The 20,547-nt window shown below is 35.8% G+C and carries 26 protein-coding genes; 4 read left to right on the top strand and 22 right to left on the bottom strand.

Annotated elements, in window-relative coordinates; all coding sequences use genetic code 11:
• Positions 1 to 379 precede the first annotated feature (379 nt).
• The 20 genes from DLJ74_RS08970 to DLJ74_RS08875 form a co-directional block, all read right to left on the bottom strand.
• Complete coding sequence (locus DLJ74_RS08970; RefSeq protein WP_245902301.1) at positions 380 to 1,264, bottom strand: polyprenyl synthetase family protein; 885 nt, start codon at positions 1,262 to 1,264, stop codon at positions 380 to 382.
• Positions 1,265 to 1,501, bottom strand: coding sequence for an exodeoxyribonuclease VII small subunit (xseB, locus tag DLJ74_RS08965; RefSeq protein ID WP_054859311.1), 237 nt, complete (start codon positions 1,499 to 1,501; stop codon positions 1,265 to 1,267).
• Positions 1,502 to 1,505: 4 nt separating this feature from the next.
• Positions 1,506 to 2,846 carry an exodeoxyribonuclease VII large subunit gene (gene xseA / locus DLJ74_RS08960; protein WP_109984201.1) on the bottom strand — a complete coding sequence of 447 codons (1,341 nt, stop codon included), beginning with the start codon at positions 2,844 to 2,846 and terminating at the stop codon, positions 1,506 to 1,508.
• A gap of 153 nt (positions 2,847 to 2,999) precedes the next feature.
• Positions 3,000 to 3,863 (bottom strand): bifunctional methylenetetrahydrofolate dehydrogenase/methenyltetrahydrofolate cyclohydrolase FolD, encoded by an 864-nt coding sequence (gene folD, locus DLJ74_RS08955; protein WP_109984200.1) that lies wholly within the window; start codon positions 3,861 to 3,863, stop codon positions 3,000 to 3,002.
• Between the two features lies 1 nt (position 3,864).
• On the bottom strand, positions 3,865 to 4,248 hold the full coding sequence (gene nusB / locus DLJ74_RS08950) for a transcription antitermination factor NusB (protein WP_054788894.1): 384 nt from the start codon (positions 4,246 to 4,248) through the stop codon (positions 3,865 to 3,867).
• 300 nt (positions 4,249 to 4,548) lie between these two features.
• Positions 4,549 to 4,941: an Asp23/Gls24 family envelope stress response protein gene (locus tag DLJ74_RS08945; RefSeq protein WP_054859308.1), complete on the bottom strand. Its 393-nt coding sequence runs from the start codon at positions 4,939 to 4,941 to the stop codon at positions 4,549 to 4,551.
• Positions 4,942 to 4,976: 35 nt separating this feature from the next.
• Positions 4,977 to 6,332, bottom strand: coding sequence for an acetyl-CoA carboxylase biotin carboxylase subunit (gene accC, locus DLJ74_RS08940; RefSeq protein ID WP_054788893.1), 1,356 nt, complete (start codon positions 6,330 to 6,332; stop codon positions 4,977 to 4,979).
• Between the two features lie 12 nt (positions 6,333 to 6,344).
• Entirely contained in the window at positions 6,345 to 6,845 is a 501-nt protein-coding gene (gene accB / locus DLJ74_RS08935) for an acetyl-CoA carboxylase biotin carboxyl carrier protein (protein ID WP_109984199.1), read from the bottom strand.
• 283 nt (positions 6,846 to 7,128) lie between these two features.
• Positions 7,129 to 7,722 carry a SpoIIIAH-like family protein gene (locus DLJ74_RS08930; protein ID WP_109984198.1) on the bottom strand — a complete coding sequence of 198 codons (594 nt, stop codon included), beginning with the start codon at positions 7,720 to 7,722 and terminating at the stop codon, positions 7,129 to 7,131.
• 20 nt (positions 7,723 to 7,742) lie between these two features.
• The gene (gene spoIIIAG / locus DLJ74_RS08925; RefSeq protein WP_054859305.1) at positions 7,743 to 8,384 is read right to left on the bottom strand and encodes a stage III sporulation protein AG; all 642 of its coding nucleotides are present in this window, start codon (positions 8,382 to 8,384) and stop codon (positions 7,743 to 7,745) included.
• 1 nt (position 8,385) lies between these two features.
• A complete protein-coding gene (spoIIIAF, locus tag DLJ74_RS08920) occupies positions 8,386 to 9,000 on the bottom strand; it encodes a stage III sporulation protein AF (RefSeq protein ID WP_054859304.1) in 615 nt (204 codons plus the stop codon).
• 15 nt (positions 9,001 to 9,015) lie between these two features.
• Complete coding sequence (spoIIIAE, locus tag DLJ74_RS08915; protein ID WP_109984196.1) at positions 9,016 to 10,185, bottom strand: stage III sporulation protein AE; 1,170 nt, start codon at positions 10,183 to 10,185, stop codon at positions 9,016 to 9,018.
• A gap of 19 nt (positions 10,186 to 10,204) precedes the next feature.
• On the bottom strand, positions 10,205 to 10,597 hold the full coding sequence (spoIIIAD, locus tag DLJ74_RS08910; RefSeq protein WP_054788891.1) for a stage III sporulation protein AD: 393 nt from the start codon (positions 10,595 to 10,597) through the stop codon (positions 10,205 to 10,207).
• A gap of 6 nt (positions 10,598 to 10,603) precedes the next feature.
• The gene (spoIIIAC, locus tag DLJ74_RS08905; protein ID WP_054788890.1) at positions 10,604 to 10,810 is read right to left on the bottom strand and encodes a stage III sporulation protein AC; all 207 of its coding nucleotides are present in this window, start codon (positions 10,808 to 10,810) and stop codon (positions 10,604 to 10,606) included.
• Positions 10,811 to 10,824: 14 nt separating this feature from the next.
• Positions 10,825 to 11,337 carry a stage III sporulation protein SpoIIIAB gene (spoIIIAB, locus tag DLJ74_RS08900; RefSeq protein WP_109984195.1) on the bottom strand — a complete coding sequence of 171 codons (513 nt, stop codon included), beginning with the start codon at positions 11,335 to 11,337 and terminating at the stop codon, positions 10,825 to 10,827.
• On the bottom strand, positions 11,334 to 12,254 hold the full coding sequence (spoIIIAA, locus tag DLJ74_RS08895) for a stage III sporulation protein AA (protein WP_109984194.1): 921 nt from the start codon (positions 12,252 to 12,254) through the stop codon (positions 11,334 to 11,336). The genes spoIIIAB and spoIIIAA overlap by 4 nt, the downstream gene beginning before the upstream one ends.
• 214 nt (positions 12,255 to 12,468) lie before the next feature.
• The gene (gene efp / locus DLJ74_RS08890) at positions 12,469 to 13,026 is read right to left on the bottom strand and encodes an elongation factor P (RefSeq protein WP_109984193.1); all 558 of its coding nucleotides are present in this window, start codon (positions 13,024 to 13,026) and stop codon (positions 12,469 to 12,471) included.
• A 52-nt stretch (positions 13,027 to 13,078) separates the two neighbouring features.
• Positions 13,079 to 14,149, bottom strand: coding sequence for a M24 family metallopeptidase (locus DLJ74_RS08885; protein ID WP_109984192.1), 1,071 nt, complete (start codon positions 14,147 to 14,149; stop codon positions 13,079 to 13,081).
• On the bottom strand, positions 14,142 to 14,591 hold the full coding sequence (gene aroQ, locus DLJ74_RS08880) for a type II 3-dehydroquinate dehydratase (protein WP_109984191.1): 450 nt from the start codon (positions 14,589 to 14,591) through the stop codon (positions 14,142 to 14,144). Before aroQ ends, DLJ74_RS08885 begins: the two co-directional genes overlap by 8 nt.
• A 60-nt stretch (positions 14,592 to 14,651) precedes the next feature.
• Positions 14,652 to 15,134, bottom strand: a complete 483-nt coding sequence (locus DLJ74_RS08875; protein ID WP_109984190.1) for a YqhR family membrane protein — start codon at positions 15,132 to 15,134, stop codon at positions 14,652 to 14,654.
• A 300-nt stretch (positions 15,135 to 15,434) separates the two neighbouring features.
• Here DLJ74_RS08875 and DLJ74_RS08870 point away from each other — a divergent pair, with 300 nt between their 5' ends.
• Positions 15,435 to 15,824, top strand: a complete 390-nt coding sequence (locus DLJ74_RS08870) for an SA1362 family protein (RefSeq protein WP_054859299.1) — start codon at positions 15,435 to 15,437, stop codon at positions 15,822 to 15,824.
• A gap of 21 nt (positions 15,825 to 15,845) precedes the next feature.
• Here the strand turns inward: DLJ74_RS08870 and DLJ74_RS08865 are convergent, their stop codons facing one another.
• Both DLJ74_RS08865 and mntR read right to left on the bottom strand, forming a co-directional pair.
• Entirely contained in the window at positions 15,846 to 16,739 is an 894-nt protein-coding gene (locus DLJ74_RS08865; protein ID WP_109984189.1) for a patatin-like phospholipase family protein, read from the bottom strand.
• 65 nt (positions 16,740 to 16,804) lie between these two features.
• Positions 16,805 to 17,221: a transcriptional regulator MntR gene (gene mntR, locus DLJ74_RS08860; RefSeq protein WP_054788886.1), complete on the bottom strand. Its 417-nt coding sequence runs from the start codon at positions 17,219 to 17,221 to the stop codon at positions 16,805 to 16,807.
• A 329-nt stretch (positions 17,222 to 17,550) separates the two neighbouring features.
• On the opposite strand from mntR, the gene DLJ74_RS08855 reads away from it, so the two are divergent.
• From DLJ74_RS08855 to DLJ74_RS08845, 3 genes are all read left to right on the top strand, one after another.
• A complete protein-coding gene (locus tag DLJ74_RS08855; protein ID WP_109984188.1) occupies positions 17,551 to 17,946 on the top strand; it encodes a rhodanese-like domain-containing protein in 396 nt (131 codons plus the stop codon).
• Between the two features lie 117 nt (positions 17,947 to 18,063).
• Positions 18,064 to 19,713, top strand: coding sequence for a DEAD/DEAH box helicase (locus DLJ74_RS08850; protein WP_109984187.1), 1,650 nt, complete (start codon positions 18,064 to 18,066; stop codon positions 19,711 to 19,713).
• Complete coding sequence (locus DLJ74_RS08845; protein WP_109984186.1) at positions 19,710 to 20,510, top strand: YqhG family protein; 801 nt, start codon at positions 19,710 to 19,712, stop codon at positions 20,508 to 20,510. The genes DLJ74_RS08850 and DLJ74_RS08845 overlap by 4 nt, the downstream gene beginning before the upstream one ends.
• Positions 20,511 to 20,547 lie beyond the last annotated feature (37 nt).

The raw sequence follows: 20,547 nt of genomic DNA, 5'->3' as shown, positions 1-20,547 counted from the left end.
CATCCAAAATGAAACACTCTATTGCCTATAATCCCCTTCGTACCACTCAAGGCAGGCTACGCTATGAATAGAAATACCCGATCCCTATTCGATAGGTTCATACCCCATTCCATTCTCTTTACTTGGCTAAGAAAAGAAAACAGTGATGGGCCTCCGCGGAAGAAGGGTCTTCGCCCACATGCCTTTGTGGATCGCCCTTCAACCTTAACTCCCAGCATCGACCCAAGGCTGGGCGCCTCAAGCCAACACAAGGAACTTCATCGATGTGCCCTTTGGCAGATTTTTAGGCCTGCCTTCAGAAATGGAGGATTGACTAGAATACTGCACCATTCCACTTTGTTACTTTTATTCTAACATAATTTCAAGCTTTACTCAATCTTTACAAATCTCTTTCACTTAAATAGTCAGTTAGCCCTTCCAATCTGGAACCTTTTAATCCTGCCTGCTCTAGACATTGTTTAGCTTTGTTTACATAACTCTTCTTATGTGAAATGGCCCCATCTAAGCCTAAAACAGAAGGGTAGGTGCTTTTACTATTACCTTGATCACTACCAGAAGCTTTGCCCATTAGATGCTGATCCCCTACTACGTCCAAAATGTCATCCTGAATTTGGAAGATTAAACCGATATACTCAGCGAATTGTCGCAATATGAAGCGTGTCTTGTCATTTGCTCCTGCCAAATAGCTCCCAGCATCAATAGCGAACGACAATAAGCAGCCCGTTTTTAACCGATGAATTTGCTCTAACTGTTCGATAGTAATCTCTTGTTGCTCTGCTTCCATATCTAACAATTGTCCGCCAACCATTCCTTCCATTCCACTTGCTTCAGTTAGCCTGTTGATTAAATATACTTTTTCCTCTGCATTGTATACGTTTGCGGAAGCAATCACTTGAAAACTATTCGTGAGCAAACCATCGCCCGCCAGAATGGCAGTGGCTTCATCGAATTGACGATGATTGGTTAATTTTCCTCTTCGATACATATCATCATCCATTGCAGGAAGATCATCATGAATTAAGGAATACGTGTGGATCATTTCCAATGCAACTGCTGCAGGATAAATTTTCTCACAGTCTCCTTGAAGCCCTTCGCATGTTAGCCTCATGAGGATAGGACGTAGCCTTTTACCACCAGCATTGATAGAATATTTCGTAGACCGTTTTAATCTCTCAGGAATATTAAGAGTATCTATATACTGAAGCAGTAATTGATTCATTTTTTCTTTTTCTATTGTTATATATTGTAAGAGCTCTTCTTTCACCTATTTTTCCTCCTGCATGTCAAAGCTAATAAGTTCCCCTTTTTCATTCATTATTTCCTGTAGCTGTTGATCGGCCTTTACTAATTTATCATGACAAATTTTCGATAATTTTGAACCTTCCGCATAATAATTCATTGCTTGCTCTAGCGGAATATCTCCCTCTTCCATTTTATTGACGATTTCCTCTAGTTTAGACAAAGCTTCTTCAAAAGAAAGCTCGTCTTTATTTTTTGTCATACGATCACTTCTCCTCTATTTTAGTCACATTAGCGTGGATAACTCCATCAGATAACTTTACCTTAATTTCGTCATTTATCGATAGTTGTTCTGATTGATAGATAATCTCATCTTCATTGGAATACGCAATAGAATAACCTCTTCGCATAATCTTTGTTGGGTCTAATAATTCTAATTGATTTAGTTTATTAGTAAACTGGATTTTTTTATCTTGCAGAATCCTTACTATATTATTTTTTAGTCTTTCATCAAATTGTAACCATCGCTCTCTTCTTTGTCGAATGATTAATTGAGGCCGAACGTATTGAAGCTGTGTATGGAGCAAATTCCATCTATCCTTTTTCGCCTTCATGAATAATTCCGTTTTTTGTTGATGCTCTTCAACGATCCGATCAAGTAATAGTTCTTTTTCTTCTAAAAATCGCTTCGGAAAACGAAAAACAGTGGTTTGTTTGATCCGTTGAAGCTTCTCGTTTGCTTGCTTTAATTGTTGTTGATATGAATGCTCTAACATTCTATTCAGCTGTATCACTCGTTCAGAAAGATCCAATCTAGATGGAACAGCTAATTCTGCAGCTCCTGTTGGGGTTGCTGCCCGGACGTCTGCAACTAAATCACTAATAGTAAAGTCCGTTTCATGACCAACAGCAGAGATAATTGGAACCTCAGATACAAAAATAGCTCTTGCGACAATCTCTTCATTAAAAGACCATAATTCTTCTATGGATCCTCCACCACGCCCTAGAATAATGGTATCAATACCGGTAAGCTTGTTCGCTTTTTCAATCCCTTCCACAATTGATTTTGCAGAAAATTTCCCTTGTACTAAGATTGGAATAATGATGAGATCAACTAACGGATATCTTCGTTCTAGAGTTGTCACAATATCTCTTATGGCAGCACCAGTTGGTGAGGTCAGCACTGCAATTTTCTTTGGAAATGTTGGTAGTTGTTTTTTATGTTCTGTATTAAACAGTCCTTCTAGTCTTAATTTTTCCTTCAGTTGTTCATATGCAAGATGAAGAGAACCAATACCATCTGGTTGCATATCTTGAATATATAATTGGTACTGACCACTCGCTTCAAAAATACTAATATTTCCTTGTAACAACACCTTCATACCATTTTCCGGCTTGAATTTGAGTAAGCTATTCTGTCCTTGAAACATTACCGCTCGAATACTTGCCATATCATCTTTGATCGTCATATACATATGACCGCGACTATGATGCTTAAAATTAGAAATCTCGCCTCTAAGGTAAACATTCGTTAAATGATGATCCACATCAAATTTTTTCTTTATATATTTAGTCAACGCTGTAACTGTTAGGTACTTATGTTCCATCCGTCACACTCACTTTTATCGTTTAATTGTTTAAGCAGAGAAAAGGCCATTCCCAAACATCTGTGGTTGAATGACCTTTTTATACTATCTAAATGCACTTATTTGTTCGCAGATAGTATAAAAGCATAGCCAATGAATTTCATTGTTTTCTAACTATCCGTTATATACACCGTGAGCAATTTTGGCAGACTTAATCGTATTATGTAACAGCATCGTGATAGTCATTGGACCTACCCCTTTAGGTACTGGCGTAATATAGCTTGCCTTTTCTTTGGCAGAATCAAAGTTAACATCGCCTGTTAAAGTACCTTCTGCCGTTCGATTAACACCTACATCAATCACAACTGCACCCTCTTTAATAAAATCCCCATTTATAAAATGCTCTATACCTACCGCTACTATAAGGATATCTGCGGAAGCTATATAATCCTTCATATTATTAGTTTTGGAATGACAATAGGTTACGGTAGCATTTTCATTTAGTAATAATTGTCCAACTGGCTTTCCTACAATATTACTTCGACCGATAACGACAGCATGCTTCCCAGCTATTTCAATATTTTTTGATTTTAACATTTGGATAATACCGAATGGCGTACATGGAAAAAAGGTATCTTTTCCTGTCATCATTCGTCCAATATTGATCGGGTGGAATCCATCTACATCCTTTTCTGGAGAAATCGCTTCGATGATTTTCTCTTCATTGATATGCTTCGGAAGTGGTAATTGGACAAGAATACCATGTACCGTCTCTTGTTCATTTAATTTCTTTATAAGGGATAGTAGCTCCTCTTCAGTAGTACTCTCTGGAAGTGTCATGAGATCGGAATCTACCCCAACATAATCAGATGCCTTTTGTTTCCCTCGAACATATGACTTAGAAGCAGGGTCCTCCCCAATCAAAATGACTGTTAGCCCTGGTACGATTCCTTGTTCTCTTAATTTCACAACCTCTTCTTTCATTTCATCTCTCATCGATTGAGCCAGTTCACTGCCATAGATAACTTCTGCTGACATTTTAATTCCCCCTTAACATTTTTGAAAGTACACCATTTATAAATTTTCCTGAATGGTCATCACCAAAGACATGAGCAATTTCAATCGCTTCATTGATGACAACATTCTCTGGTGCATCTTTATCATAAAATAATTCATATGTCGCAATTCTTAATAATGTTCTTTCCACTGCCGCAAGTCGTTGTAGTGACCATTTTTCTAAATGTTGAGAAATCTTCTTATCGATTTCTTGTTGATGGTTCACGACACCATGGACAATTCTTATCAGAAAATCATCGGACTCGTCCTCTATAATGTACTTCATAGACTCTTCTGCATCAAAATCTGATTGATCAATTGAAAATAATACTTGCAATGCTTTTTCACGTGCCATTCTCCGCTTCATTTATTCCATACTCCTTATCACGATCTATGCCAATTTCCGACACATTAGGTTCATTTACAAATAATATCATGTTATACGCTTGATTACCAATTATATAATGGAAAAAGACCTTAATAATTTTATACACCACTTTCGAAAAAGTAAGACTTTCATCTTTTGAGTAGTTGCTTTTTCAGAACCTTATAAGTAATACTTAACTTCTCAATTTTGATTTTGTGGCTGATTGAGATGGCATTGTAACATAATCAGAGAACAAAGAGGCTCAAGCCGATTAATTTTAATCAGCTTGAGCCTTATTTTTCACTCAGTTAACTCTTCTGGATTTTGTTCCATGTGTACTCCCACAACATGTACATTTATCTCTTGAATAGAGATTGCAGTCATATTCTCTATTGCTTGTCTAATGCTTGTTTGAATCTGCTCAGCAACCTTAGGAATAGAGAAGCCATAGTCAATCACTGTATGAACGTCAACAGTTACACCACTGTCTCTCAATTCTACTTTGATTCCTTTTCCGTGTGCTTTTTTGCCCAGCTTCTCGGCCACACCAGATGCAAAGTTCCCTCTCATGCTCGAAACACCTTTTACTTCTAAAGTGGCAAATCCTGCGATTACTTCAAGCACATCTGGTGAAATTTCTACCTTACCAAGCTGCGGAGATTGACCAACATCTAATAAATTGTTCTCTGCCATTATTATCCCTCCTAACTATGAGGATAAATAATTTTTTATTCTTCTTCCATTATACTATACTTTTCCAAAAATCTTGTATTAAAATCACCATTTTTAAACACTGGATGGACCATCATTCTTCGGTGGAAAGGAACGGTTGTATGGATCCCTTCTATGATGTACTCATCTAGTGCTCGTTCCATCTTTTTGATCGCTTCTTCTCTCGTTTTTCCGTAAGTGATTAACTTTGCGATCATGGAATCATAATAGGGCGGAATTTTATAACCAGGATATACTGCAGAATCGACGCGTACCCCTAGACCGCCTGGTGGTAAATACATTTTAATTTCTCCAGGTGATGGCATAAAGTCCTTTTCAGGGTTTTCGGCATTGATTCTACATTCCATTGCCCAACCATTAAAGGTTATGTCCTCTTGTTCGAAGGATAACTTCTCGTTATTCGCAATAAGTAATTGCTCTCTTATTAAGTCAACACCTGTCACCATTTCTGTAACTGGGTGTTCTACTTGAATTCGTGTATTCATTTCCATGAAGTAGAATTTATTTTCTTTATTATCAAAAATAAATTCAATTGTACCAGCACCAGAATAGTTTACTGCTTTTGCTGCTTTCACTGCAGCCTCTCCCATTTTTTCTCTCATGGCATCATTTATTGCGGGAGAAGGTGTTTCTTCTATTAGCTTCTGAAGACGTCTTTGCACTGTACAATCACGTTCACCTAGATGGATAGCATTTCCATGATTATCTGCTAATACTTGTATTTCTACATGGCGAAAGTCTTCGATATATTTTTCTATATAGACACCTGGATTTCCAAATGCTTTCTCTGCTTCATTTTGTGTCACTTGTATACCTTTTACAAGTTCTTCTTCGTTACGAGCTACACGAATTCCTTTTCCGCCACCACCAGCAGTTGCTTTAATAATAACTGGGAAGCCAATTTGTTTAGCCACTTTTAATCCATCTTCTTCATCGGCGATAATGCCATTAGAACCTGGAACTACAGGAACACCTGCCTCTTTCATGGTTTCTCTGGCAACATCCTTTGTTCCCATTTTTTGAATAGCGTAAGCACTAGGACCAACAAATGTCACATTACAAGCTTCGCAAATCTCAGCGAAATCAGCATTCTCAGAAAGAAATCCATACCCCGGATGAATCGCATCAGCTTGTGTTAATGTCGCAACACTCATAATGTTGGTAAAGTTTAAATAGCTTTCACTGCTCAACTTCGGTCCAATACAATATGCTTCATCTGCAATTTGTACATGTAGGGCTTCACTATCCGCTTCTGAGTAGATAGCGACAGTTTCCATTCCCATTTCTTTAGCAGTACGAATGATTCTGACTGCTATTTCTCCACGATTGGCAATTAAGAGTTTCTTAATCACAGTTTCATCCCCTTATACGGTCTTAATACGGAATAACGGCTGACCATATTCTACTAATTCACCGTTTTCTACTAACACTTCTGTTACAGTACCCTTTACATCTGCTTCGATTTCATTGAACAATTTCATTGCTTCTACGATACAAATAACGGTGTTCTCACTTACTTGATCCCCTACCTGTACAAAAGCAGGCTTATCAGGGGAAGGAGAACTATAAAAAGTACCTACCATTGGTGATACCACTTCAAAATCATAATCCTTTGATTCTACCACTGGTTTTTCCTCTTGAACTGTAGCCTGCTCTGATTGGCTAGGCTTTTCAATAGATGGAGCAACCTGTTCCTTTATTTGTGGCGTTTGTGGTATATGTACCGCTTCATTCGTCACAGTTTGTACAACAGAATGATGTTTTTTTAATTTAATTTTTGCTCCATTTGCTTCGTATGAAAATTCATCAATTGATGATTGATCTAGTTTATCAATCAAAGCTTCCATTTCTTGGATAGATAACATGTATCTGCACCCTTTCTCTTAAGTTACATTTAATAACAGGTACTAATAACTCCTTATAACATTTTACGCAAACAATTGTAAAACTGCAACTATAGATTTTAATCCAGCTTTATAACGAACAATTGTTTAAGTTAAAATGAGAAAATCCGAACTGATTCAGAAATTCTCCTCATTACTGAATACATGCCCGGATTTTCGACCATTTTAAATATATTTACAAAAACGCTAACCGTTTGTAGGGATAAAGAACCGAAAATTATGTTTAGCGTCGTCGCCTTTATCATTAGCTCGTTTGATAGACTACCTCTACATCCACTTCACCAAATTCATCCTTTGTATGTTGGATAATAGTATTTGCTTCTTTCGGTGTTAAAGAGTCTGCTTGGACCGTTACGACTATATTGTCCCCTTCCATGTTACGGACAAGCACCTGGTCATAGCCAACTGTTGATTTTAATGTATCTTCTAGAATCATTTCCTTTGATTCTACGTATTCAATTTCTTTCATCGCTTCATATGCTTCATTTTTCTCTTCTGTTGAAGCGTCGTTTGATGAAACAATTTTCTCAAGTCTTTCTTTTTCCATGCTTCTTTGATTCGTAATTTCCATTCTCACAGCTGCAAAAAACTCATCAGAATTAACGGTAGAACTATCTGCTTCCTCTGTTGCATCCTCATCCGTTTTACCTTCTTCGTTAGTTGTCTCTTCCTTATTAGTGATCTCTGTTAAGGATTGGGATGTCGTTTGATCACCTTCTACATCTTCTGTATCAAAATATGCAAGATCCCCTTCACTCGGTGCATTTAAGTAATAAATACTTAAAACAACCATTAAGCTTAACATTGTTAATAACCAAACTGTTTGTTTTTTTAACATAGTGTTACCTCCCAAATGATTTATTTATTTTTAGGCTGAACAGAGATGCGATGTGCTGGAACATCAAGAACTTTTGAAACAGCATCCATCACCCATTTCTTAACTTCTAGGTTGTCCACTCCATTTGCAACAATCAAAACACCTCTAACTTCTGGTTTCTTTGTTTGCACAAGTAAGGGAACTTCCTCTTCTCCTTGGCGAATGATGACAACTGTTTGCTCCCTAGTCTCATCTTCTATTTTCCTCGTTCCACCATTTTGATCAGATTCATTTGTCACTTGTGAACCAATGATTAAATTTTTTTGATAAACCTTCTCGTTGGTTGCATCAAGATTCACCATTACCTCCACATTGGATACACCGGTTATTTTCTCTAATAAAGCTACTAAATCATTTTCATACGCCTCCTCAATTCCTGCCATTTTTTCAGATGCATTATTAGCATCCTTTTGTTTCCATACCTCTTTTGAATCTTCACTTTCAGACTGAGGTAAGGAAGAAGAATAATTAGGTAATTCACTTGATTGATCGGAACCCAGTAAATTACTTACTAACAATATGAATATACCGATTAATCCTATTAACACAATGTAATGTATTTTATTTGGTTTCTTATCAGATATTTTTAAAGAAGAAAGTATTTTTTTCCACCATTCAACCACCTTATTCCTCCTTCCATCTCGCATGAATAATATCTGCCTCTACCTGCCATTGTTCGGCTAAAAAATCAATAATTTCTTGATTATCAAAAGATTCATTGTCCAATTCTTTTTCAGATTCCCCGATGTTAATCTCTACTTTTTCTACTGTTTCCAAATTTCCCTCTTGGAATGGCTTTAACTGCACATATATTGCGGTAATGTCTTCTGTTGTTTCAGCAGTTTCTTCCTCTTTCCACTCTACTTCCAAATGATCTATTGCTGATTGATAATCTTGATTCAACTCCTCTTCTACTAAATTTTTCATCTGGACAACCATCTCTTGTAATACATATGCACGATTTATCGATTCTATTTCATTTTTCTTTTGATTTGTTTGATTTTCTATCTCGGCTTCTAAATTCGAATTAGTTGAGGTTTGAAAAACAGGTGAAATCAGTTGTTCTACATCCACTTTAAAAATGGATAGGATTGGCTGTAAGATAATTAATATAAGAAGTAGCCCAATAACGAGCTTGGCATATTGTTTTATTTTGGAACTTGGCAGTATTAAATCAACTACCATCGCCAAAATGATAAAAATTACAATTTGTAATACCCAGCCTGAAAGAAATTCCAAAATCACTTCCTCCCTTTATCTCACCATTACCGTAAGATTGCTTGCTATGATTAAAATAACAATCGTAAAAAAAAACATAAAAGAAACCAATAGAAGTGCTGCGAATAGATAAAGAATATGTTTACCAATAATATCCAAGCATTCAATAACAGGACCATCACCTACAGGTTGTAGTACTGCTGTGGTAACCTTATACATGATGGATATTACTAATATTTTTATAGCAGGAAACATGACGATACCGATCAATATCGCAACACCTATTAAGCCAATTGCGTTTTTAATTAAGATAGTCGCACTCAAGACAGTATCGGTAGCATCTGTAAACAATCTTCCTATGACAGGGATGAAATTTCCTGTTACAAATTTCGCAGTTTTCATTGCTACGCCATCCTGAATCGCACTTGCTGCACCTTGAACAGAAATAACTCCCAAGAAAACAGTTAATAGAATCCCCATAATACTAATCCCTATGTTCTTCATGAGATTAGCTAGCTTTGTTGCTTTAAATTCTGGATTCAGGGTACTAACAATTTGCAAAATAGCAGACAATAAAAATAAAGGAACAATTAGCTTAGAAACAACAAAAACACTTACATGAATTAAGAAAATAATGATTGGATGAAAAAAAGAGATCGTTAATAAATGCCCGAGGGATGCTAATAAACCGAGTAATAATGGTAGTAATGCAATTAAGAAATTCTTCGATAAATTTATCGTATCCAATACATAGTTAGTAGCTAACTGAAAGCTTTGCAGTGCAATAATGATTAGCATAATATAAACAACGGCATAAGCTACTTTACTCACCACTTGATTTTCGAAAGCGTTTTGAATCGTTTGAAGCAACAAGCAAAATAAAGTTAATAACATTAAAGTGGCAAGCAATTTTCCATTTTCCATTAATTCATAGAGAAAATATCGTAAAAACCCTTTTAGCCAATCTTTTATACTGATATTTCCTTCACTGTGTACCATTGACCAAAAATCATTTTTCTCAAGTTCTGGCAGGACATGACTATACTCTTTGCTTAATTGCTGCCAATAGCTTTCCAATTCGCTTCCTTCTAATAATGACTCATATCCTGTTAAAATACCTTTATTTTGGGATGCCACTAGTTCAAGGGGTTGTCCTATTACGATTAATACGAAAACAATGAATAAAATTTTGGGAAATGGCTTCATTTTAGATTTCCTTCCATCATTACGAGATTGGAAAAAGATTGATAATGGTTTCAATCAATGATTTAAAAATAGGAATGGCTAATATTATGATAAACACCTTACCAATTAGTTCGATTTTTAAAGCAATCGACTCTAATCCTGCATCTTTGACAATATTTGAGCCGATTTCTGCTATATAAGAAATTCCTATAATTTGTAGAATCGTTTTAATATAAAAGTGATGAATATTTGCCTGCTCTCCTAAATAGGTAACAAGTTGCAAAATTTCCTGCACATATTGAATTAAATAGATAAATAAATAAAGTACGGTGAGTAAAATGATTAAAAATGCGATCGTTGGTTGTTTCTCTTGTAAAAGCAGAACGAAAATTGCAGCGATAATACCGATACTAACAATTTCAATAATCCCCATTATGCATTATCCTTTAAAGAAAAATACGGCTCTAATTTGCTGAAATAAATCCGATATACTGTTTAGTACGAACAAAAGTACAATAATAAAGCCAACTAAACTAACAAATTGTGCAAATTCCTCTTTTCCCATCTGTTTCAAAACTGTGTGAATCATGGCAACGATTATCCCGATTCCAGCAATTTGAAAAAGAATACTAGTATCGCCAACCATCCGTTATCCCCTCTCTATAGCAAGAGTAAAGCAATCAATATTCCTGTTAGAAAACCTAAGCTTTTGGAAATCTTCCCATAACGTTGGTACATTTCCTCCGCTTCTGTATGTTTATTATTCAAGTGAGTTAATGCTAATTGAATATATTTTTGTTGTTGAACCGTATCATGCTGCCCAAGTGTTCTACCGAATTGTTTCATAATCTCTTTTTCATCAGAGAATAAGGGAACACTATTCCAAAATAGTTCTACCTCCTGCTCCCAGATTGAATAAAGCTCTCTGTTCTCGTTTTTTAATCGAAGCCCAACCTGTTCAAAAAATAAGGCAATTGGTTGCGGAACTTGTTTCGAAATATGAATGCACGCATCCTGTACAGCTGTTTGACTATATACAATTTCTGCTTCCAATATTAATAAAGCATTTTTTAATGTCCGAATTAACTTCGGTCGTTTCTCCATTCTATTGGCAAACTCTATCCCTATCCAAAAAAATGTAATAATAATCAAAATAGCCCCGATCCATTTCATGATTGGTTCACTCTCTCCAATATCGGATGTCCCTTACTGTCTAATATGTCTAGGACTTCTCCTGTATGATGTTTATTTGATAAAACAATAAATCTGTCAAAAATTTCGGCGTTTATAAGTGGTGTGATCGCAGGTCGATTCTGGATATCCTTTAAGTCTTTTCCATGAATCGTGCAAATTAAGTTTATTCCTGCGTTCATCACTTCCATTAAGGCTTGTACATCTTTATCGCTACCAATTTCATCCACAATAATCACATCAGGTGACATCGATCGTACGAACATCATCATACCTTCTGATTTAGGACAACGATCCAAAACGTCTACACGAAGTCCTATGGAGGACATCGGAACTCCTTCTGTTGCGGCACAAATTTCCGAGCGTTCATCCACTATTGCGGTTTTATGTGCTTTCATTTCCTTTGTACCTGTAGAAACAAATCGAGCTAGATCTCGAAGAAAAGTCGTCTTCCCTGACTGTGGGGGTCCAATGATGAGTGTGTTTAAAAAATGTTCTTTGTAAAGATAGGGTAAATACGATTTGGTGATTCCCACTTTATCGGTTGCTAGTCGAATATTAAAAGAAGACACGTGCTTGATTGCCTTTACATAGCCATTTTCTATAATTACGGAACCAGAAATCCCAATTCGATGTCCACCTCTCACCGTTATATAACCTTGTCTTAATTCTTCTTCTAATCGATAGAGAGAATAATCGCTTATTCTATTTAATATGGACTGAGCATCTTCTTTGGAAGTTCTTACATGGGATAACCACATAACACTTTTCCCTGTATTAATTTCAATTGGCCGATTAATGCGAAGTCGAATCTCTTCTGGTACAACTTGTTTTGCTTGAAGGTAATGATCAATCTCTGTTGCGATTGCAATGGGTAGTAAAGAGAGTATGGTTTCCATCATATTGCCTCATTTCAACATAACTTTTTCTTTTACATTCTATGCTTTTAATTGTTAGATATAACCTAGATGATATTTTTGTTAATAGAGAAAAAGAAGACGTTCTATACCTTTTTCTTACATTCCATTCTGTGTTCATGTAGTTTTTAAAAACACAAAAAAGCTACAAGACATCATTGCCCTGTAGCTCTTTTTACTATCGAATATTCATCTATTAGGCGCGGGACACATATTTACCATCACTAGTGCTTATAACAAGTACGTCACCCTCATTAACAAAGAAGGGTACTTGTACCGTTAAGCCAGTTTCCAAAGTGGCTGGTTTAGTACCACCACTAGCTGTATCCCCTTTAATACCAGGCTCAGTTTCCGTAACAGTGAGCTCTACATTATTTGGAAGATCGACTCCGATTGTTTCTCCTTGATATGTGAGAATATTAACTTCCATATTCTCCTTTAAGAATTGCAATTCTCGCTCAATTTGACCTGCTTGTAACTCTGTTTGTTCATAACTCGACGTATCCATAAAAGTATGAGTATCCCCTGAAGCATATAAATATTGCATTTTACGATTTTCTATATGGGCTTTGTTTACTTTCTCTCCGCCACGAAATGTTTTCTCTTGAATATTACCATTTCTTAAATTACGTAGTTTAGAACGAACAAACGCCGCCCCTTTTCCCGGCTTAACATGCTGAAACTCCATAACCTGCCAAATATCACCATCTACCTCTATCGTTAAACCTGTTTTAAAATCATTTACTGAAATCATTCAAATTCCTCCTCCAACTCTGTTCCATTTTGTACATTATTTTGTCAATATATTACGATACCGAAAGCGTAATTAATTCTTTTGGTGCATGGGTTAACCGCTCGTTTCCGTTTTCTGTTAGCCATATATCATCCTCAATTCGACATCCACCGATTTCAGGGATATAGATGCCTGGTTCAACTGTGACAACCATGCCTTTTTCCAATACTTGATTAGATCTAAATGACAATCCTGGCGATTCATGAACTTCTAATCCAAGACCATGACCAGTAGAATGACCGAAGTATTTGCCGAACCCTTTGCTATCTATATAATCTCTTGTCAGAGCGTCTGCTTCTTTTGCAGTTATTCCTGGCTTAATACCGGCTACGCCTCTTATCTGTGCTTCCAATACCGTATCATATATCTCTTTTAGCTCACTAGAAATTTCACCAACTGCTACCGTTCTTGTTATATCTGAGCAATAACCTTTGTAGAGCGCACCAAAATCCATTGTAACAAGCTCTCCTGCTTCTATTTCCTTATCAGAAGCTACACCATGCGGAAGTGCTGAACGGTAACCTGATGCAACAATAATATCAAAGCTTGAAGATTGTGCACCATTTCGTCTCATAAAAAACTCAAGTTCATTGGCAATGTCTATTTCCTTCACACCTGGCTTTATGTAATTCAAAATATGCTCAAAAGCACGATCAACTATATTACACGCATCCTTTAATATAGTAATCTCATCTTCCGATTTAATCAAGCGAATTTTTTCGATGATTCCACTTGTTGGGGTAAATTCCGCATCGATTTCTGCATCAAATTGTTCATATCCTTCATAGGACAATGTTGCTTTTTCAAATCCAATTGTCGATATCGAATAATCTTTTACAATATTTCCTACAACCTTTGGGATGGGTTCTTTATGTTCGATTATGGTAAAGCCTTTCACCTGATCTTTCGCTTGTTCCGTATAACGGAAATCAGTAATGAAAAACGCTTGATCGTTTGTGACGACAGCTGCTCCTGCTGTGCCTGTAAATCCAGTTATGTACTGTCTGTTGACTGCGCTTGTAATAAGCATTGCATCTAAGTTATGATCCTTAAGCTGCTGACGTAATTGGTTTAATCTACTCATTTTTTTCCTCCCCATTCCTTTCACCTAAAAAGATCGCTGCCATTTGATAGCCTTTTGTACCAAGTCCAACTATTTGGCCTTGACAAACCGGTGCTAAAAGGGATGTATGTCTAAAGGATTCTCTACTATGAACATTTGAAATGTGTACTTCAATCACCGGTACGTTTATCGATTGTATGGCATCCCTAAGCGCAATACTAGTATGAGTGTAAGCACCCGGATTAAAAATCACTCCAATATAATGATCATTGGCATCATGAAGCCAATCGATGAGCTCTCCTTCATGATTCGACTGTTTAGCATCTAACTCATGAGAATATCTTTGAAGAACTTTTCTTACATCCCTTTCGACATCATCCAATGTTTCCTTACCATATATGTCTGGTTCTCTCTTTCCCAATCTATTTAAGTTTGGGCCATTTAGTAATAAGATCTTCCCCATTAGGACTCCACCATCCTCATCCAACAATATCAATATTATTCATAGTAACATATTTTCCGTTTAATTTTCATCTTTATATTGCTGATAGGAGAAAGATATCGAATAACCAATAAATACACCATATAAAATAAAAAGACATACTGTTGTAACAATCGTATCACTATCCATATTAAAAATGGTTGGTATATTGGGAAAAATCGGCTCAAATAGCCAAAAGAGAATAAACCATAGAACCACACCAAATCCTATACCTATCCAGATGCCTCTGATTTTTTTTAGAATAAAATAGTAAAGAAACGCAATACCTATGGATAATAGACTGACGACTAAGATAGAAATAAGCTGACCTAGCCATTGATCTGTCCAGTCAGTCTGTAGCCATGAACGCAAGATAAACGATTTAGGCGAGACAGAGGTAAAATGAAAATAAGCTGCAACAGAAGCAACAACACTCCAGATTAATCCACCAAAAAAACCAATACTAACCACTTTGGAAATAAGAGATTGTCCCTTTTCTTCTTCTCTCTTTCTTTGATAACGCATCAATATCACCTCAACCCTAGAATAACCAATATAGGCTTTTTTCATCCCATATTAAAAAGATATCTGGTCAAAATCGAAAAATTCTAATAAAATAGAAGTAAGTAATGAAATTAGTCTATAAGGATATGTAAGCGTTATTATTTATCCTGCATCTATGTAGTTATGAATCCAATATAATTCGCTGGAGACAGTCATTTTTTCAAATTTGTTGATTATTTTTGTATAATTACCATATAAAATCGGGTATAACTAAAATAACAAGCATTTAAAGACCGTAGCATCTTGAAAGGAGGACATGTGATGTCTAGAAATTGGAGTACTTGGCTAGTTTATCTATTTATCGGATTAGCTGCGATTGGTTTCACCGTCACATTGTTTACAGACACATTTGGATTAATTAGAAGTCTTTTATTTTCTTTAATTATTGGTGCCATTATATTTGGCGCGTTCTACTTTCTCTTTCTCCGAAAAAGATCGACTAATGAGCTTAAAAAATATCGTAAAGCGGTAAAACAATCCAAGCAAAAATATAAAACAAACTTTACACGAAAAAGCAGTACAGCAACTAAACCAAAACCGACTTTCACAGCAAATAAATCCCCACTCAAGCATCGTAAAAACGCTCCACATCTTCGAGTGATTGAGGGAAATGCAAATAACAAGAAGCGAAAAAACAGAGCCTCCTTATAAGGCTCTATTTTTTCGCTGCTTTTAGTAGGTCCAACTACTCAAGAACTGTTTTGTCTGTTGATAACCATATTCAATGATGCTTACCTTTTCAGATCTTGATAGATCAAAATCGGTTGCCTGAACATCTTCAATGGGGAAAAATAATATTTCCTTTGCGACATTTTCACTAATATAGCGATTATCATAAGAAGTTCGCATTGTAACGATCATCGCTTTAAGTAAATCAAGGGAATTGTGAATGGTAGTAAGGTGGTTTAAATGTTGTGGACTACTTAATTGCATGCCGAGAATGGGGCGTTCCCGCTTTCGATTTGGCTGATCAAACACCCAAAGGGGAAAATTACTCAATATCATCCCATCAACTAATAAGCTTTTTTGATTGGATAATGGGTGGATTAATTTCGACGGGCGAAAAAAATATGGAATGGAAATACTGCTTCTTACTGCCTTTGCAATAGAAAAGAAGGATGGATCTATCTGGTAGCTCTCTTCCAAATCATCAGGAAATACGATGACACGATTGATCGAAATATCTGCAGCTACAATTTTCAACTGATGTGGATTTAAATCTTGGAAGGATTGAATTCCTTTCTCACGTAATACTTCTTCTAGCCATTGTTGAAATACATCTCCACGATATAGTCCCATTGTTTGATATAAGGTCAACCATTTAATAAACGGGAAGATAGACCCAATTCTAGATTGATCTAAGAATTGCTTTAGCTCAAGGGTTAAAAATAATTCCTCTAGCTCCTTTGCTCGAAAACCAGCAGCAACCAATGTCGCAAATAAAGCTCCTGCAGATGTACCAGCCACACGTTCAAACGAAATATTCTCTTCTTCTAACGCTTTTAATGCACCGATAAAAACAAATGCTTTTACACCGCCACCAGAAAAAACTCCATCAATTTTCATAAAAATCACCCGATTCATAAAAGCCTATTATATATGTATACAATAGGCTTTAAAAATAGAATGATTTACTCGTCCTTTTGTTGAATTAATCTTAATTGCTCCACTCTCTCTTTCTTTTCTTCTAGGTATTGTACTAAATCGCCTATACGATCAATCGAATTCCAGCTGAGGTGATGCTCGATTCCTTCCACATCTGTATAAATATTGTCTTCCTCTACTCCGATGATGCGAAGGAATTGCTCTAGAAGCTCGTGACGATATACTAGTCTCTTACCTATTTTCTTCCCTTTCGGTGTTAATACAAGGCCTTGATATTTTTCATAATTTAAATATTCATCTTTGTCTAGTTTTTGAACCATTTTAGTTACAGAAGAAGGCTGAACTTGCAAAGCTTCAGCAATTGCAGATACTCGTGCATAACCTTTTGATTCAATTAGTAAATAAATTTGTTCTATGTAATCTTCCATTGTTGGTGTAGGCATTGACAATCCTCCATTCAATCTACATTTGTTTATGAAAACCTGTTAGGATAGGTGAATGCTTATCATTTCACCTTAAGGAGAAAAGTTTATTAAAAAAAAGCTTTTTATATCCTAAAAATCCTTTTACTATTCTATTTTATAGCACCTCATATTGTACAGTATTTCATAAATCATACCTATCTATGATAAAAGCATACAATAGAATAGCCTGACAAACAAGAAAACTTCATTCTTGTTACGAATTTTTCAAAAAAATCATTTATTACTTTATTTCATGCATAGAAATGGTATAATCCTTTTTAGTAGATAAAATAGTTGGGGGAAATATTATGTTAGAATTATACATCGTAATCGGTATTCTATTAGTTTTTATTCTTTTTACCGTTTATCGATATTTTAAACAAAAGAAGATCTTGAAGCAATTGAGTGAGGAAGAATTCAGAAATGGCTATAGAAAAGCGCAATTAATCGATGTTCGCGAGCCTAACGAATTTGATGGTGGCCATATACTAGGGGCGAGAAATATTCCTCTTACACAAATGAAACAACGATTAACTGAGCTCAGAAAAGACAAGCCTGTCTATCTTTATTGCCAAAATGGCTCAAGATCGATGCGTGCTGCATTACTTCTACACAAAAATGGATACCAAGATTTATATAATCTTAGCGGTGGTTTTAAAAAATGGTCTGGGAAAATTAAGAAAACAAAAAAGATGGATTATTAATAGGATTCACTTATGTATTAAAAAAATCAGGATTCCCTGATTTTTTTTTTGGTTTTTGTCAACACTATTAAAAAGTAAAAATGTTGATATGGAAAACAAAGACTAGGACGGTTGATTATGCGGATACCAATAGAAAAAGATCATAACTTTATTTCAGAGTTTTCGAACCTTATTCATAGTCCAGATCAATTATGTGATTGGAAATTATTTAAGCAATCCTACCAAATCGCTGAAACATTAAAAATTGAAGATTTCGATACCCTTGTTTCTCCTAAGTTCTTACCACACTTAACGTTCCTCCCTCATCAACAAAAATGTGCGGAAACGGTGATACAGGAGATGAATGGAAGAGCACTTTTAGCCGATGAGGTAGGGCTAGGAAAAACAATCGAAGCAGGATTAATTCTTAAGGAGTTTTTAATAAGAGGTTTAGTACAGAAAGTACTTATTTTAGCTCCTGCTTCTCTCGTAAACCAATGGGCATTAGAATTAAATAAGAAATTTCTCATCCCTGCCCTAACTGCCGGAAAGCGAACAAATTGGCAAGCTGCCAATATTATTATAACCACATTGGATACAGCAAAGCGTGAGCCACATAGAAGTGCAATACTTGAGCAAAACTATGATTTTGTCATTGTAGATGAAGCACATAAGCTAAAAAATCACCAAACGAAGAATTATCAATTTGTTCAAGCTTTACAGAAGAAGTATTTTTTACTACTAACAGCAACGCCTGTTCAAAATAAATTAACAGATATTTTTAATTTAATTAGTTTAATAAAGCCCGGGTATTTAGGTACTTATGATGATTTTCTTCAACTATACCGTGATCAAAAGAAAGAAATGGAAAAGGATCCTTATTTAAAACAGCTAATCAGTAAAGTAATGGTGCGGAATCGTAGAGAAGATACAGGAATTGAATGGACAAAACGTAAAGTGGAAACCATTTGGGTGGAATTTTCCGAAGAAGAGCAGGCAGTCTATGATTTAATCGAAACCATTTTCCAAGGAGTTCAAGCTTTTTCAAGTGTCACCTATAAGCGGGAATTTTGTAGTTCACGCGAAGCCTGTTATCTTTCCTTAAAAAAATGGCTGGAATCTTCTGAATCGATGGAAATTAAGGAAGAAATTCAACAAGTAATGGCTAGAATAGAACAATTACCACACCATGCGAAGGCTTTAAAGGTCGCAGAATTAATCAAAAAGTCTGATGAGAAATTCATTGTGTTCACCGAATACAGAGCAACCCAAATTTATTTACAATGGTTATTAAAACAAGAAGGAATTCCTGCAGTTATTTATCGCGGTGGATTTAAAAAAGGAAAAAAAGATTGGATGAGACAACTGTTCCAAGAGCATGCTCAAGTGATGATCGCGACCGAGGCAGCTGGTGAAGGGATAAATTTACAGTTTTGTCATCACCTTATTAATTATGACCTTCCTTGGAATCCGATGCGACTTGAGCAAAGAATCGGTAGAATTCATCGTTATGGCCAGGAAAACGATGTTACTATTTATAATCTTGCCACTAAACAAACAATGGAAGAGCAAGTAATGGAATTACTTTATAACAAAATTAGCCTATTTGAGAATGTCATCGGACAGCTAGATCAAATCCTTGCAAAGCTAGAAATGAAAAATTTAGAAAAGGAAATTTCACAAATTTTCGCTGAATCAAATTCTGCAGGCGAAACGAAAATTAAAATGGAGAATTTAAGCTCTGTAATCTCCTCCATGGTAGATGAACAGGTAGGTGAAACTTCATGAAATTAACTAATTTGCATCAATTCTTACATGATTTCTTTACCATTCAGGATTGTGCTGTACGTGAAGAAACAGAGCATACATTAGAAGTCCAATTAACGAGAGAATTGGATCAAGCCTTAATGAATCGTCCATTTTATTGGCATTATATGGATAAAATGGGCCAGCAAGGTGTTCCAATGTCTTTATCCTTAAATACTAGTCCTGAGAAATTGGATGACCAAAAAGAATGGATACATTTCGGGAGCCCAAGATTGCAACAAATATTTTCCTATATCCAAGATAAAGCAAGAATTACTTTGCTATATGAACAAACCGATGGAGAGATGAAAACCTCCCTTCTCCCTTGGTTAGTAGTCAATGTTAAAATGGAATACTTCGGCAAGCAAAAAAAAGATCATATTCAATCGATTGGACTTCAACTTATCAATGGCACGATGTTAACCAATATGATGTTGAAATTAGATTCTCTTCCTTTACAGCGAGTGATGTCAGACTATAGCTATACGATATCTCCTTTAATCAAACCATCTAGTGGTTTTTATCGAATTTTTCAATATTTTGAGGAGAAATTGAGCAACGAAGATATGTATTGGGCGTCCGATGCTCAGAAAGCATTAGAGGATGAACGCAAGTTGTTGGAGCACTTTTTCTCGAAGAACGATGATCTCTCTGACCTGTATGAGCAGGAGCTATATAGAGTAAAGGAACGGTTAGAACCAAAGATTTCTCTCAAAGTAATAAACGCTGGGCTCTTCTATCTAAGTGAAAATACAAATGCGTCGATCATCTCTCAATAAGCTTTTCTAAGATAAAAAGGTGCTGACAATATAAGCC

Origin of the sequence: Gracilibacillus dipsosauri, assembly GCF_003176895.1 — a bacterium.
GTDB classification, from domain to species: domain Bacteria; phylum Bacillota; class Bacilli; order Bacillales; family Amphibacillaceae; genus Gracilibacillus; species Gracilibacillus dipsosauri.
The sequence above is the reverse complement of the archived record's forward strand: the minus strand, read 5'-3'. Positions and strand labels throughout refer to the sequence as shown.

Bases quoted from the DNA above. Each gene is read 5' to 3' on its own strand.
- xseB (WP_054859311.1), bottom strand. From the start codon at position 1,501: ATGACAAAAAATAAAGACGAGCTTTCTTTTGAAGAAGCTTTGTCTAAA.
- xseA (WP_109984201.1), bottom strand. From the start codon at position 2,846: ATGGAACATAAGTACCTAACAGTTACAGCGTTGACTAAATATATAAAG.
- folD (WP_109984200.1), bottom strand. From the start codon at position 3,863: ATGTCAGCAGAAGTTATCTATGGCAGTGAACTGGCTCAATCGATGAGA.
- nusB (WP_054788894.1), bottom strand. From the start codon at position 4,248: ATGAAGCGGAGAATGGCACGTGAAAAAGCATTGCAAGTATTATTTTCA.
- DLJ74_RS08945 (WP_054859308.1), bottom strand. From the start codon at position 4,941: ATGGCAGAGAACAATTTATTAGATGTTGGTCAATCTCCGCAGCTTGGT.
- accB (WP_109984199.1), bottom strand. From the start codon at position 6,845: ATGTTATCTATCCAAGAAATGGAAGCTTTGATTGATAAACTAGATCAA.
- DLJ74_RS08930 (WP_109984198.1), bottom strand. From the start codon at position 7,722: ATGTTAAAAAAACAAACAGTTTGGTTATTAACAATGTTAAGCTTAATG.
- spoIIIAE (WP_109984196.1), bottom strand. From the start codon at position 10,185: ATGAAGCCATTTCCCAAAATTTTATTCATTGTTTTCGTATTAATCGTA.
- spoIIIAD (WP_054788891.1), bottom strand. From the start codon at position 10,597: ATGGGGATTATTGAAATTGTTAGTATCGGTATTATCGCTGCAATTTTC.
- spoIIIAC (WP_054788890.1), bottom strand. From the start codon at position 10,810: ATGGTTGGCGATACTAGTATTCTTTTTCAAATTGCTGGAATCGGGATA.
- spoIIIAB (WP_109984195.1), bottom strand. From the start codon at position 11,337: ATGAAATGGATCGGGGCTATTTTGATTATTATTACATTTTTTTGGATA.
- spoIIIAA (WP_109984194.1), bottom strand. From the start codon at position 12,254: ATGGAAACCATACTCTCTTTACTACCCATTGCAATCGCAACAGAGATT.
- efp (WP_109984193.1), bottom strand. From the start codon at position 13,026: ATGATTTCAGTAAATGATTTTAAAACAGGTTTAACGATAGAGGTAGAT.
- DLJ74_RS08885 (WP_109984192.1), bottom strand. From the start codon at position 14,149: ATGAGTAGATTAAACCAATTACGTCAGCAGCTTAAGGATCATAACTTA.
- aroQ (WP_109984191.1), bottom strand. From the start codon at position 14,591: ATGGGGAAGATCTTATTACTAAATGGCCCAAACTTAAATAGATTGGGA.
- DLJ74_RS08875 (WP_109984190.1), bottom strand. From the start codon at position 15,134: ATGCGTTATCAAAGAAAGAGAGAAGAAGAAAAGGGACAATCTCTTATT.
- DLJ74_RS08870 (WP_054859299.1), top strand. From the start codon at position 15,435: ATGTCTAGAAATTGGAGTACTTGGCTAGTTTATCTATTTATCGGATTA.
- DLJ74_RS08865 (WP_109984189.1), bottom strand. From the start codon at position 16,739: ATGAAAATTGATGGAGTTTTTTCTGGTGGCGGTGTAAAAGCATTTGTT.
- mntR (WP_054788886.1), bottom strand. From the start codon at position 17,221: ATGCCTACACCAACAATGGAAGATTACATAGAACAAATTTATTTACTA.
- DLJ74_RS08855 (WP_109984188.1), top strand. From the start codon at position 17,551: ATGTTAGAATTATACATCGTAATCGGTATTCTATTAGTTTTTATTCTT.
- DLJ74_RS08850 (WP_109984187.1), top strand. From the start codon at position 18,064: ATGCGGATACCAATAGAAAAAGATCATAACTTTATTTCAGAGTTTTCG.
- DLJ74_RS08845 (WP_109984186.1), top strand. From the start codon at position 19,710: ATGAAATTAACTAATTTGCATCAATTCTTACATGATTTCTTTACCATT.